General features: G+C 43.2%; 16 protein-coding genes and 1 tRNA gene. All 17 read right to left on the bottom strand.

All coding sequences use genetic code 11. The features are described 5' to 3' along the window. Positions 1-13 precede the first annotated feature (13 nt). Positions 14-1,099: a 3-dehydroquinate synthase gene (gene aroB, locus PHG87_02190; GenBank protein ID MDD5477006.1), complete on the bottom strand. Its 1,086-nt coding sequence runs from the start codon at positions 1,097-1,099 to the stop codon at positions 14-16. A gap of 1 nt (position 1,100) precedes the next feature. After that, a complete protein-coding gene (locus PHG87_02185; protein MDD5477005.1) occupies positions 1,101-1,730 on the bottom strand; it encodes a site-2 protease family protein in 630 nt (209 codons plus the stop codon). Then, positions 1,727-2,497, bottom strand: a complete 771-nt coding sequence (locus PHG87_02180; protein ID MDD5477004.1) for an SH3 domain-containing protein — start codon at positions 2,495-2,497, stop codon at positions 1,727-1,729. Before PHG87_02180 ends, PHG87_02185 begins: the two co-directional genes overlap by 4 nt. Beyond that, positions 2,494-2,796 (bottom strand): small basic protein, encoded by a 303-nt coding sequence (locus PHG87_02175; protein MDD5477003.1) that lies wholly within the window; start codon positions 2,794-2,796, stop codon positions 2,494-2,496. The genes PHG87_02180 and PHG87_02175 overlap by 4 nt, the downstream gene beginning before the upstream one ends. Before the next feature lie 3 nt (positions 2,797-2,799). Continuing rightward, positions 2,800-3,243 carry an SPOR domain-containing protein gene (locus tag PHG87_02170; GenBank protein ID MDD5477002.1) on the bottom strand — a complete coding sequence of 148 codons (444 nt, stop codon included), beginning with the start codon at positions 3,241-3,243 and terminating at the stop codon, positions 2,800-2,802. 9 nt (positions 3,244-3,252) lie between these two features. Beyond that, entirely contained in the window at positions 3,253-4,326 is a 1,074-nt protein-coding gene (locus tag PHG87_02165) for an HD domain-containing protein (protein MDD5477001.1), read from the bottom strand. Further along, positions 4,286-5,431: a deoxyguanosinetriphosphate triphosphohydrolase gene (locus tag PHG87_02160; GenBank protein ID MDD5477000.1), complete on the bottom strand. Its 1,146-nt coding sequence runs from the start codon at positions 5,429-5,431 to the stop codon at positions 4,286-4,288. Before PHG87_02160 ends, PHG87_02165 begins: the two co-directional genes overlap by 41 nt. Further along, positions 5,424-5,894, bottom strand: coding sequence for an HIT domain-containing protein (locus PHG87_02155; protein ID MDD5476999.1), 471 nt, complete (start codon positions 5,892-5,894; stop codon positions 5,424-5,426). Before PHG87_02155 ends, PHG87_02160 begins: the two co-directional genes overlap by 8 nt. 2 nt (positions 5,895-5,896) lie before the next feature. Then, positions 5,897-6,403, bottom strand: a complete 507-nt coding sequence (locus tag PHG87_02150) for a metallophosphoesterase (GenBank protein ID MDD5476998.1) — start codon at positions 6,401-6,403, stop codon at positions 5,897-5,899. Continuing rightward, entirely contained in the window at positions 6,400-7,995 is a 1,596-nt protein-coding gene (locus PHG87_02145) for an ATP-binding protein (GenBank protein ID MDD5476997.1), read from the bottom strand. Before PHG87_02145 ends, PHG87_02150 begins: the two co-directional genes overlap by 4 nt. Beyond that, complete coding sequence (locus tag PHG87_02140) at positions 7,992-8,651, bottom strand: LysM peptidoglycan-binding domain-containing M23 family metallopeptidase (GenBank protein ID MDD5476996.1); 660 nt, start codon at positions 8,649-8,651, stop codon at positions 7,992-7,994. The genes PHG87_02145 and PHG87_02140 overlap by 4 nt, the downstream gene beginning before the upstream one ends. 11 nt (positions 8,652-8,662) lie before the next feature. After that, positions 8,663-8,733: transfer RNA gene (locus PHG87_02135), tRNA-Gly, on the bottom strand. Continuing rightward, positions 8,724-10,007, bottom strand: a complete 1,284-nt coding sequence (gene thiC, locus PHG87_02130) for a phosphomethylpyrimidine synthase ThiC (protein MDD5476995.1) — start codon at positions 10,005-10,007, stop codon at positions 8,724-8,726. Before thiC ends, PHG87_02135 begins: the two co-directional genes overlap by 10 nt. Further along, on the bottom strand, positions 10,008-10,676 hold the full coding sequence (gene thiE / locus PHG87_02125) for a thiamine phosphate synthase (GenBank protein MDD5476994.1): 669 nt from the start codon (positions 10,674-10,676) through the stop codon (positions 10,008-10,010). Next, a complete protein-coding gene (locus PHG87_02120; protein ID MDD5476993.1) occupies positions 10,621-11,082 on the bottom strand; it encodes a thiamine-phosphate pyrophosphorylase in 462 nt (153 codons plus the stop codon). The genes thiE and PHG87_02120 overlap by 56 nt, the downstream gene beginning before the upstream one ends. A 13-nt stretch (positions 11,083-11,095) precedes the next feature. Continuing rightward, complete coding sequence (gene rfaE2, locus PHG87_02115; protein MDD5476992.1) at positions 11,096-11,584, bottom strand: D-glycero-beta-D-manno-heptose 1-phosphate adenylyltransferase; 489 nt, start codon at positions 11,582-11,584, stop codon at positions 11,096-11,098. Then, entirely contained in the window at positions 11,566-12,144 is a 579-nt protein-coding gene (locus tag PHG87_02110; GenBank protein MDD5476991.1) for a D-sedoheptulose 7-phosphate isomerase, read from the bottom strand. The genes rfaE2 and PHG87_02110 overlap by 19 nt, the downstream gene beginning before the upstream one ends. Between the last annotated feature and the right edge of the window lie 27 nt (positions 12,145-12,171).

Genomic DNA, 12,171 nt, shown 5'->3' with positions numbered 1-12,171 from the left:
CACAGGTGAGGTTCTAAACTATCCTTGCGATTGCCTCTTTTATTAAATCCAGTCTAATATTACGGATAATTTTAGGTATGCCAATTCCGCGGATAAGCACAAATTTATTTTCTTTACCCGAAAATTTCTTATCGTGATAATGGGCTTGAATAATCTTATCCGTGGACAGGCCTTTAATTTTGGCAGGCAAGCCGTAAAGTTTAATTAAATTTTCAATGCGGGCGGCGGATTTGGCGTCAATCAGGTTAAGTTTGCTGCTTAGATCGACAGCAACAATCATGCCTAACCCAACTGCCTGGCCGTGATTACAGCCGCGATAGCCGCCTGCGGCTTCGATTGCATGCCCTATCGTATGCCCAAAGTTAAGAATAGTCCTTATCCCCAAAGTTTCTTTTTCATCGCTGCTGGTTATCTTTGCCTTGATCTTACTGCAGGAACAAATTATCGTTTCAAGAGCGGATGCCTTGCCCGCAATTACTTCCTTATGTTTGTTCTCCAGGAAATTAAAAAGCCCCTTATCTTTGATTACCGCGTATTTGATGACCTCCGCCATTCCCGAACAAAGCTGTTCTTTATTTAAACTTTTTAAAAAATCAATGTCGCTAAAAACAAGCCTTGGCTGATAAAAGGCGCCGACTAAATTTTTGCCTGAATCCAGGTCAACCGCTGTTTTTCCGCCGATAGCTGAATCTACCTGAGCCAGCAGGGTCGTCGGTACCTGAACGTAACTGGTTCCCCGCTTATAAACCGAAGCCACAAAACCGGCTAGGTCCCCAACTACTCCCCCGCCGAAGGCTATAATAAAAACTTTTTTCTTCCGGTCGAATTTAGCTAGATCTTTAATTACCGAGCTTGCTGTTTGGATGGATTTGCTTTTCTCGCTATCCGCGACAATCTTAAAACGCCAATTAAACCCGGCGTTTGATAAAACGCAGGATAACTTTGCCCCGTATTTATCTTTTAAGAAATTATTGGTAATAATAAAGGCGTCTGTGCCGAGATTTAATTTACCTAAATTTTCGCCAAGCTGATTGAGGACGCCGCATCCGATAATTATCGCGTAAGACCGTTTACCTAAATTAACTTTTACTTTCGGCATATTAAGAACCCGCTCCCATCATTCTGATCACCAGTCCCACCAGCGGCCAGAGTATGCGGTCAAAGATGCCCAGCCAGATAAGCGCAAAAAGAATAATAAAGCCATAACGCTCTAAATTGGCGTATTGCTCTGAAAGATCGGGCGGTAACAGGCCCATTAAAACGCGCGAACCGTCAAGAGGAGGAATCGGTATAAGGTTGAATATTGCCAAAATGACATTAATGGTGAGCAAATGGAACAGCAGGTAGGCTAAGATACCGGAGAGCGGGATAAATTTTAATACGCCGGCAATAATCCAGGCTAAAATAAGGTTAGCCAGCGGGCCGCTTAAACCAATCCAAATAATGTCTTTCTTGGGATTCTTCAGCGCCCAGTAATTTATGGGAACAGGTTTGGCCGCGCCAAAAACAAAACGCCCGGCTGTGGATAAGAAAAGTATAAGCGGCAAAAGAAGCGTCCAGAACGGATCGATATGGGCCAGCGGATTCAGGGTCAGCCGTCCGCTTAACCTGGCCGTAGAATCCCCGCGCTTATAGGCAACCAGACCGTGGGCGAATTCATGCACAGTCATCGCGATTAACAAAAGCGCGAAGGATATGATAAAAGAGATAATCAGGCTTAAAAAACTCAACTTAATGCCTCGATAATGTCGATCTGGATAATCGGGTATTTGCTTGCGGCCGGGCTAATCAGTTTTCCGGTAACTTTAACCTTATGATAATTAAGGCTGTCTAAGCTTTTACGGTTACCCTTTAGGAAATAAATCTTGTTATCGGAAGTAACCAATTTATGCGTTGCCTTGCGCCATAAAATTACCCCATATGGAGTAACCGTGCCTTCGACAACCAGAAGATCCCCATGGGATGGAATATCTTTGGCAGATAATTCCGCAGCTTTTTGCTTTTTAGGCAGCGTTATTTCTTTGCTGATAAATTTTTTATTTACCCAGCCATAGCTTTGATAAATCGGCTGGATTTTATACCAGCCGCTTTCTTGAGCCAAAATATTAACTACGGTCAGTTTATCCGCTTTCCCCAGGATCCAGGTGGATTCACTGGGCCCCAGCCGGATATTTATCCGGTCTTTAATTACCTTGGCAGTAAGGCATTTTCCCGGGCTGGTTACAGGATCGGGATTGATACATTCGACCAGATCTTTTTTTACATATGATGGCGCTTCTTTCGGCAGGCGGATCTTGTACCAATCATAAGCTTCTGAGACGACTTCAACCAATTGGCCTTTGGGAAGGCTGCAAATCACAGCCGAACCTACTGTCGCGTCTACCCGCGCGTTTATATTGTCCGCATTGATTTGCCCGCTAAAGGCAGCTGCAAAAACAGGCGCGCAGAAAATCAAACTTACCATCAGGAAAGTGGATATTAGCTTGGCTATCCTCATTTTTTCTCCTGTCCTTTAGCAGCGGCCTTAGGGGCAGCGGCCTTAGAAGCTTCTTTTGTTCCGCCACCTGCCGCCGGCGCTGCTCCTCCGGCTGCGGGAGTTGCTGCAGTCTCAGCTTTCTCGACCTTCTCCTTTTTAATTTTAATCCTCAGGGTTTTAAGTTTCGGTAAGCCGTAGACTGAATCCCCTTGTTTCCATTTGCTCTTTTCCTGCATCTGTCTTATGCGCTCGGTGCGCGATAATACTGAGCGGACCTTTTTGTCCTTTTCCGAAATAGTTAACGACGGATGTATTGACATGTTTTATAACCTCCTTATGCGGCAACCAGCGTAGGTCCTCTGCAGCTGAATGAGTAAAGGTTGCGCGTTCTCTTGATTAGAAAATTTGCCTACGCACAAAATAATGTAATTTCCTTTAGCAAAAACCATCGGAGCCAACCCGTCACTTTTTAATGACTGGGCGTAGCGCAAAGCAAGTTCTTTGTTTTTAAAAGATGCTACCTGAATCGTGTAACCGTTTTGATCCTGCCCGCTGTTTTTAGCAAAAGCCGCCCTTTTCCCGTTTTCTACTCCCATGGAAAAAGAAATAATGCTTACTAAAACCAGCCCCATTATCAAAAGCATAGCTTTTTCATACCCTCGGATACGTAAAAAAAAAGGGTTCTTTGGGATATGCGGCTTATAATGCCCGTTATCTAAAGACTGGGTAAAAAGTTCGGATTGCGAGTAATCCTGTTTTTCTGCCATAACCTAATATTATAACTTAGGGTTATCCTGTTTCAAGTAGATTCTTTTGTTAAACTTTTTGATTACCTTCAAAAAAGCATCAACGATTTTAGGGTCAAATTGCGTTCCGCTCTTTTTCTTTATTTCCCTTATCGCCGCTTGGATGTTCATTCTTTGCCGGTAAGGCCGTCCGTAAACCATGGCTTCAAAAGCATCGGCTACCGCCATAATGCGGGCCCCAAGCGGAATCTGGTTTCCTTTGAGGCGCGACGGATAACCTGTTCCGTTATATTTTTCATGATGATACATAATAATCGGAATAACCGGGCGTAAAACCTGTAAAGGCCTTAAAATCTGCGCTCCCTTAACCGGATGTTTTTTAATAATATCATATTCTTCAGCTGTAAGTTTGGTGGTCTTGGTTAAAATTTCAGCTGGTATGCCCGCTTTTCCGGCATCGTGCAAAAGGCTGGCATATTTAAGGCTTTCCAACTGTTTTTCATTCAAATGAATTTCGCAGCCCAGGGAACAAACCAACTTGCTAAAATGCGGCGAATGCGTGTATTCCCTGGAAACCCGGGTATCCAAAAGCGTAACTAACGATTTGATACTGCCAAAAACTATTCTTTGCTGCTCTTCATAAAGCTGCAGATTCTTGATCCCGACAACCGCCTGTTCGGCCATGGTCATCAGCATCTCTTGATCGAATATGTCAAACGGCTGGCTGGTTTTGGAGCGTTTTATAATAATCAGCCCGATCAGGTCTTCGCAGATAAGCGGGATACCCAAAAGGTTGCTCTCCCTGACTACGGATGCGCGCTTAAGGATTTTTTCTTCGACCCTGCCGCTGACCCTGGTCTTTTTAAGGACATCGCATTTCTTATTATCGACAATTGTGCATTTAACAATAGAATATTTCTTATTAGAATCTAATAGGATAACCTGGCAATATTGGGCGTTAAAAAATTGGCAAAACAAGCGGCCCATGCGGCAGATCAAATCATTAACAGTATAAGTAGAATTGAGCAGGCGGTAAATACTGTGCACCGCCGAGATTAAAAACCTATACTTTTTCGTAGGGGTTGAATAGTTTTTTATATTCATCCAAGGCGTACCGGTCAGTCATTCCGGCGATATAATCACAAACTACCCGTTTTACCCCCTCTTTAGGGATCTTAAGCTGTATTTCAGCGGGCATCTGCTGCGGGCGTTTAATGTATTCATTGAACAACTCCCGGATAAAACGTTTGGCTTTTATGCTCATGCGCATTACCCGGTAATGGTGATAAAGCTTTTGCATGAGAAACTGCCGAAGCGGTTTTCTTAGCTCTTTGACCTCTTTGCTGAAATTTACTATTTTAAAACCCACCTTATACGGATCGGTGTATTTTTTAATCTTAAGCCGGGTAAGCTCTGATTGCGTGTGCTGGATAAGATCGGTAACCTGTAAATCAATTAGGCCGCGGATAATCAGGTACTTACGGTAATTGGAATTAATTTTAGCATATTTCTGGTCGATTTTGCGATTTATTTTTTTCCAGATCCCAAGACCCTCAAGGTCGCTTTCTTTTATCAGCCCTGAAGTCAGGCCGTCATCAAGATCATGGTTATCGTAGGCTATCTCATCGGCTATATCAACCACCTGGGTTTCCAGTGAAGGCATCAAGCGGGGTAAAAACTCTTTAATCTTTACCGCAATATCAAAAACGGATGAATGTTTTACTATTCCTTCCCTTACCTCCCAGCTTAAATTTAATCCCGGGAATTCCGGATAACGCTCCTCCAGGTAATCCACTACTCTTAAGCCCTGGAGATTATGGTTGAAACCTCCGGATTTAGCCATTAATTCATTGAGTATTTCTTCCCCGGAGTGGCCAAAAGGAGTGTGCCCTAAATCATGCGCCAAAGCAATGGCTTCGGTCAGGTCCATATTCAAACCTAAGGCGTAGGCAATCGTGCGGGCAATCTGGGAGACCTCGATGCTGTGGGTCAGGCGGGTCCGGTAATAGTCGCCTTCATGATTGACAAAGACCTGGGTTTTATATTCCAATCTTCTAAACGCCGCGGAGTGGATAATCCGGTCCCGGTCGCGCTGATAGCATGAGCGGTAAGGATGCTCCTCTTCTTTATGCACCCGGCCCCGTGAATTAAAGCTCTTGCTGGCGTAAGGAGCAAGAAATTTTTCTTCGTATTCGTTAATTTTATGCATGCTTCTTTAAACGTTTAGCCAACTCATCCAGGGATTGGGAAATCACCCTGTTGCCGGAAACTGCGGGCATGAAATTGGTATCCCCAAACCAGCGAGGCACAATATGTAAATGCAGGTGCCCGGTGATTCCGGCTCCGGCAGCTCTGCCTAAGTTAAGGCCGATATTATAACCCCGGGGTTTTAAAACTTTTTGCAACAATGCTTTTGCCTTCTCCAAAGATTTAAAAATATCAAGGAGTTCATCCTCCTTAAGCCTGGATATGTCCGGAACATGCCTTAGCGGACAAATCATTATATGGCCGTTATTGTACGGATACCTGTTGAGCAAACAAATGGATTTTGCCGTCTTAAAAATCACGTAATCATTAAGGGCGCTCTTTTTTGCCTGGCAAAAAATACAGCCCTTCTGTTCTTTCTTTTTACCTACGTAATTAATCCTCCATGGCGCCCAAAGCCTATCCATATCTAAATTTTAATTATTTTAGCGTCAATAGCCAAACCATGGCCTTGCAGCTTATCTTTTATTTCGATTATACCATACGAAGCGTATCCCAGGGAATGATCAGTTGCGCTTCCCGGATTAAAAAACAATATTCCATCAATAACCTCATTCATGGATTTATGCGAATGCCCGAAAATAATTACATCGGGGTGCTCATTTTTAAAAGCATTCTTGAGGATTTTTATAAGATTCGACGGCGCTCCGTAGCCGTGCATAATGCCAACCTTACGGCCTGAAATTTCAAAAATTTGTTTTACCGGGAACTTTTTCGTCACCGCTTGAGAATCCATATTTCCTGCTACGGCAACTATTTTTGGGCAGATTACCTTTAATTCATCAATTGCGCCCAGATCTACCATATCTCCGGCATGCACAACCATATCTACATGCTTAAAGGCATTCAAGATTGTTTCGGGAATATGCTCGCATTTATCCGGAATATGCGTGTCTGCGATTACGCCTATTTTCATGCGATTACCCGGGGTTTAGAAAATAAATCCAAGATCTGATTCAGGTTGTTTAAATCCCAGGTCCAGATTTTTTCTTCCAGCGCTCTTAAGCGCGCGTTTGGATCAACTTCTTTTAAAGTAACCATAATCTTTCGCTGCGATTTATGATGGTATCTTTTGCATTCTTTGGCAAATTCAGTAATATCCTGCTCGGTAAGGGCGTCGGATTTAATCGCCATAATCCAAAGGGAGTCGCTGGAACGGCCCAGCAGGCCTTCTTTTAAAAAACGATGATTAAATACCAGTGGTTTTACTTCGCGGAAATGATTAAGCCGGACCTTTTTACGTTCGATCTGCATAAGGTCATCTTCAAAAAGCTGTAGCAGCTCGCTAACGCGGTTAGCCAGCGGCTTGACGGATTGGCTGGAAAATTCCTGGATAAGTTCCTGGATATTATCGCGGAATTTTTCCTTCTGATTTTTAGCGTCGAATGATAAGGAACGCATTTTTTCCTGGTAAACAAAACGCATCCAGTAGGCGAATAACCGGTCGCTGACCTTGAGAAAATCCGCGCTGCGGGTAATCGCATCCAGCTCCAGCAAGTAATTAATCCTTGCGGTGAGTTCCTTTTTTTGTTTATGTAAAATATGGGCGATATCTTTAATGCGGTTGCGGCCGCTAGCGATTAAATAGAGTATGGAAATATAATCATTGCAGGCCGGGACATCCAGGAAACGCTTAATATAATTAGAGAATCTCTGATTAAGAATTCCCGAAGAATTGAATAACAGGTCCTCTAAGATGTCCGGCAAACCAACGCTGGTATCCGCCTTAGACAAAGCATCGGCGATCAACTCAAGGTAAAGAGGGTAACCACCGGTAAAGTTAATGATAAAATCTTTTAATCCCGGGTTTGCCTTTAAAGCAGGCAGATGCTGATCAAGATAACGGTGGCTGGTGTGGATATCAAAAGGCTCAACGGTAACGATCTCGAAATTGCCAAACAGTAAAGACAGCTGTTTGGAAAGGATAACCCGGGTTTTAAACATCATTGAGCTGGTAAGACAATACAGCGTATTTTTCTGCACGATAAGCAGTTTACTCCATTGCCGGTATAAATTCTTAACGCCGGTACTTTCCAAATTATGGAATTCGTCCAAAAAAAGTACCGTAAACTTTCCCGTCTCCTGATTGATGGATTCAGGCAGACTAAAAAGCTCGGTGATAATATTTGTTTTTCTTCTTTTTAAAAGATCATTAAGTATGGAATTTATCTTTTGAGTTGTACCGGGGATATATTTGGAAGATTTATTAATCAGATAATCCAGGTCTTCTTCTAAAGTTAACCCGCTATTTAAGAGGAAATTATAAAGCAGCGCCCCGATAAATCTTTTGACAAACCCATCCAGTGATTCAGGGCGCACCTCCAAAAATACCGTAATAATCCGAGGGTCATAATAGTTGGCTAAAAATTTGGAAACGATACTGGTTTTGCCGACGTTTTCTTCGCCGATAATGGCGATATTCTGCCGGTAACCTTCCTTCAGGCTGCTGATGCGTTTTTCCAGTATCTGAATATAATTTTTCCGGTCAAAAAATTTCTCTTTGATCATGGTAAATAGAACAGCGGATTTTGCGCCAGCGCCCTTTTGCGGATCTCAAAATGTAAATAGATATTTCTGTCTCTTGCGCTTGTTCCGATACGCCCAATCAGGGCACCCTTCTGCACATTGTCTCCCGGGCGCACCAGTACCTGCAGGACCCTGGAGTAAATAGAACGTAAACCGTCTCCATGGTCGATAATTATAGTTTTTCCGAAATTTCCGAAATGATCGGCATAAAAAACTACGCGGCCGCTTCGGGTAGCCAGAATGTCCTCTCCCATGGAAGCCTGGATATTAATGCCTTTATTGATTAAGTTACGGTAATTTGAACCAAAACCCGCAATCACCCTGCCTTTAAGCGGCCAGATAAAATCATCACCGCTGGATCTAACCGCAAAATTTTGCGGCCTGCTGCGGTTAGGGATTAAAAGTACCTGGCCTGTCTCGATAGCCGCATCCTCTGAGAGATGATTTATACGCAGGATATCATCCATATCTACATCATAAAGTTTGGATATCTTCCAGAGTGTTTGGCCTGCTTCTACGCGGTGGGCAATTCCGCTAACTCCTTGAGCTAAAGGCGGTAAAGCCGGCCCTGTATATGGAGGAACAGACGCGCAGCCGGCAATCAGTAAAACTAAAAATATCAAAATAATATTTTTCATATTAATCTATAAGCGGGTGAGCGGAATCGGACCGCCATATGCAGCTTGGGAAGCTGCCATTCTACCACTGAATTACACCCGCGTGCAATCATCCATTAATTTGATAGAACAGTACTTTCCGCACATCGTGCAGACCTTAGAAAGCTTGGGTTTGCTGCTTAATCGATATTCCTTTGCTTTGTGAGGATTAATAGCCAAGCGAATTTGTTTCTTCCAATCCCGTGCCTTCCTGGCAATAGAAATATTTCTATCCCATTTTAGGGCAATCTTTCTGCGCTTCACTAAATCTCCGGCGTGAGCGGCGATGCGGCTGGCAATTACCCCTTCAGCCACATCACTGGCTGTTGGATGACGTAGATGTTCCGCAGGGGTCACGTAACAAAGGAAGTCTGCTCCAAAGCTTGCCGCCATTGCCCCGCCGATGGCCGAGGTAATATGATCATAACCCGGGGCAATATCCGTAACCAAAGGCCCCAATACATAAAAAGGAGCACCGTGACAAAATTTCTTCTCTAAAGCAATGTTTTTTTCTATCTGATCCATAGGTACATGGCCCGGGCCTTCGATCATGACTTGAATACCCCTATTCCAGGCACGCTTGGCTAAGCTGCCGAGTATTTTTAATTCAGCAATCTGGGCTTTGTCCGTTGCGTCTAAAATTGAACCCGGCCTTAACCCGTCTCCTAAGCTTAAAGTAACGTCATATTTATAGGCAATATCTAAAATCCGGTCAAAATGCGCGTAAAAAGGATTTTCTTCCTTATGATATTTAATCCAACTGGCAATAATTGCCCCGCCGCGTGAAACAACCCCCATCAGCCTTTTATTTTTTTCTAAAACTTTAAGGGTATTGGTTGTTACTCCGCTATGCACGGTAAAAAAATCCACCCCTTGCTTTGCCTGCCTGTCCAATACAGCTAAGACATCATCGGCGCCAAATTTTAGGAAATTTCCTTTTTTTTCCTGGGCCCGGACAGCCACCTCATAAACCGGGACAGTGCCCACAGGAACGCTGGAATGTTTCAGGACCTGGCGCCTTAATTTGTCAAGATCTCCTCCTACGCTTAGGTCCATTAAGGCGTCGGCTCCGTGATTTATGGCAACTTTAAGTTTTTCTATTTCATCGCTAATCCGGGATTCATCCGTTGAAGTGCCGATATTGGCATTGACCTTGGTCGACAGGCTGCTGCCTATGGCGCAGGGTTTTTTTATTTTATGATTTATATTTAAGGGTATAACCGCTTTACCTTCACGCATAAGGCGCGTAAGCAAAGAAGGATGCAATCCTTCAAGAGAGGCGACTCTGCGCATAAGCGGTGTAACGATATTTTTTTTGGCGAATTCTAACTGTGTCATTTATTTTAAAATTTTATACAATTGTCTTACTGCTTCTTTAGGATTATCCGCTTTTAAAATTGCCCGGCAAACCGCAACCCGCCTGGCACCGGAAGCGGTGATTTCCTTAATATTGCCCGCGTGAATATCCCCGATAGCAAAATAAGGAATTTTTATTTTATCTTTTAGCTTACCTAGGACTTCTAAGCCTATAGGCTTATATTCGGGCTTGGTGGCAGTGGCAAATATCGGTCCAATGCCAAGGTAATCTGCTCCTTCATTTTGGGCTCGCAATGCCTGGGACAAATTGTGGCAAGAAATCCCGATAATCCTATCTTTTCCTAAAATCTTTCTGGCCTGCTTTAAGGATAAATCGTTTTGGCCTAAATGCAGGCCATCTGCGCCGCTGGCTACAGCCACATCAACATAATCATTAACTATAAAGAGCTGGCTTTGGCTATCTGTAGCCAAACCACGGCTTTGCGGCCGGTTTTTTAACCACTTTGAAAGCTTGATTGCTAAATCTAATACATCTGATTTAGCAGACTTTTTATCCCGTAACTGAACAACATCGACATAGCGGCTAGAAACAATAGAACAGATATTCTTTAAAGAACAATTCCCAATAGTTGACCTATCTAGAATCAGGTAAAGCCGCGATGTTTTTAAAAGACTTTTTTTCAATTTCATAAACTTTATACCGGAGCTGTTTAAAACTTGCTGAGGTTTTTACATCCACTAATTTACTGAATTCTTCAAGTACCCGTAAAGATTCCTTGATCCTCTGGATATTCGCCCAGAAAATATCTTTACAGTTATTGCGTTTGAATTCTCCATAAGAATTAAATCTCCCTACATCGCCGTTACTGCGGCGCTCTCTAAGTAACAATGAAGCGGGGTAAATTTTCCTGGCTAAAGTATCGATCTGATGCCTGACTTTTTTAAATAGCGCCGACAATTTTTGGTCATCCAGGATAAACCGGGTTATCTCTTCGCAAACGCGCAAGCCTTCCTTAACCCGGTTAAGATTGGCATCAATTATGCGGTAAATATTGAGCACCTTATGCTTTGATTTAGTGAAATCCTTGGCCGCCATAGGTGGACAAGGATTATTTTTTTGCGAAATCCCTAACGATTTTTTCAATGATTGCACTGGTTGAGCGGCCCTTAACTAAATTAACGGTCGCGGCCTTTCCGCCGTAACTTTCTACAAAATCCGCCCCGACTATTTTTTCTTTGCTCCAATCCGCGCCCTTAATCAGGATATCCGGCGAAAGTGCCTTGATTAACTTAAGTGGATTATCTTCATTAAATAAAACCACAAAATCCACGCTTGCCAACGCGGCGATTGTTTTTAAACGGTCGTTTTGTCCGATTACCGGCCGGTTTTTGGCCTTAATTTTTTTAATTGATGAATCGCTATTGACCGCCACCACCAAATAATCACCTTTAGCTTTGGCATCCTGAAGGTATTTGACATGGCCGAAATGTAAAATGTCAAAGCAGCCGTTAGTAAAGACTATCCGTTTCCCTTTTTGTTTAAGAGCCTTGACTTTACGTATAAGACTGGAAAGTGGAATTATTTTTGTTCCTGGCAAAGTTCTTGCTCGATCATTTCGCATATTATGTGGGCAATAGTAATGTGTGCTTCTTGGATTCTGGCGGTTACTTTAGAAGGGACTACTAAAGATACGTCGGCTAACTTTACGATATCCCCTCCGTCTCCGCCGCTTAAAGCTACGGTTTTAATCCCCATCTTTTTAGCTTGTTTAATCCCTAAAGCTACGCTTTTTGCTTTTCCGCTGGTAGATATCCCTAAAACCACGTCATTTTTCTTGCCCAAGGCTTCAACCTGGCGGGAAAAAACTACATCATAACCATAATCATTGGCCAAAGAAGTAAGTATCGATGTATTGGTGGTTAGGGCGATACCGGCTAAGGCTGAACGGTCTTTTTTGAAACGGCCGACAAGCTCGGCGGCAATATGCTGGCTGTCGCTGGCTGAACCGCCATTGCCAAAGACAATAACCTTACCGTCTTTTTTTAAGCAATCAATCATCAGCACGGCAATCTGGAGAATAGAATCAACCTGGTTGCGTAAGATTTCTTCTTTAACCTGAATACTTTCTAAAAGTATATCTTTTATTCTTTCGCGCATTTTTTCCTCCACGTGGAGGACACCCGC

The organism is Candidatus Omnitrophota bacterium (genome assembly GCA_028716245.1).
Lineage (GTDB): Bacteria > Omnitrophota > Gorgyraeia > Gygaellales > Profunditerraquicolaceae > UBA6249.
The sequence above is the reverse complement of the archived record's forward strand: the minus strand, read 5'-3'. Positions and strand labels throughout refer to the sequence as shown.

Bases quoted from the DNA above. Each gene is read 5' to 3' on its own strand.
- PHG87_02170 (MDD5477002.1), bottom strand. From the start codon at position 3,243: ATGGCAGAAAAACAGGATTACTCGCAATCCGAACTTTTTACCCAGTCT.
- thiE (MDD5476994.1), bottom strand. From the start codon at position 10,676: ATGAAATTGAAAAAAAGTCTTTTAAAAACATCGCGGCTTTACCTGATT.
- PHG87_02165 (MDD5477001.1), bottom strand. From the start codon at position 4,326: ATGAATATAAAAAACTATTCAACCCCTACGAAAAAGTATAGGTTTTTA.
- aroB (MDD5477006.1), bottom strand. From the start codon at position 1,099: ATGCCGAAAGTAAAAGTTAATTTAGGTAAACGGTCTTACGCGATAATT.
- PHG87_02175 (MDD5477003.1), bottom strand. From the start codon at position 2,796: ATGTCAATACATCCGTCGTTAACTATTTCGGAAAAGGACAAAAAGGTC.
- PHG87_02145 (MDD5476997.1), bottom strand. From the start codon at position 7,995: ATGATCAAAGAGAAATTTTTTGACCGGAAAAATTATATTCAGATACTG.
- PHG87_02120 (MDD5476993.1), bottom strand. From the start codon at position 11,082: ATGGCGGCCAAGGATTTCACTAAATCAAAGCATAAGGTGCTCAATATT.
- PHG87_02180 (MDD5477004.1), bottom strand. From the start codon at position 2,497: ATGAGGATAGCCAAGCTAATATCCACTTTCCTGATGGTAAGTTTGATT.
- PHG87_02110 (MDD5476991.1), bottom strand. From the start codon at position 12,144: ATGCGCGAAAGAATAAAAGATATACTTTTAGAAAGTATTCAGGTTAAA.
- PHG87_02150 (MDD5476998.1), bottom strand. From the start codon at position 6,403: ATGAAAATAGGCGTAATCGCAGACACGCATATTCCGGATAAATGCGAG.
- PHG87_02160 (MDD5477000.1), bottom strand. From the start codon at position 5,431: ATGCATAAAATTAACGAATACGAAGAAAAATTTCTTGCTCCTTACGCC.
- PHG87_02155 (MDD5476999.1), bottom strand. From the start codon at position 5,894: ATGGATAGGCTTTGGGCGCCATGGAGGATTAATTACGTAGGTAAAAAG.
- thiC (MDD5476995.1), bottom strand. From the start codon at position 10,007: ATGACACAGTTAGAATTCGCCAAAAAAAATATCGTTACACCGCTTATG.
- PHG87_02140 (MDD5476996.1), bottom strand. From the start codon at position 8,651: ATGAAAAATATTATTTTGATATTTTTAGTTTTACTGATTGCCGGCTGC.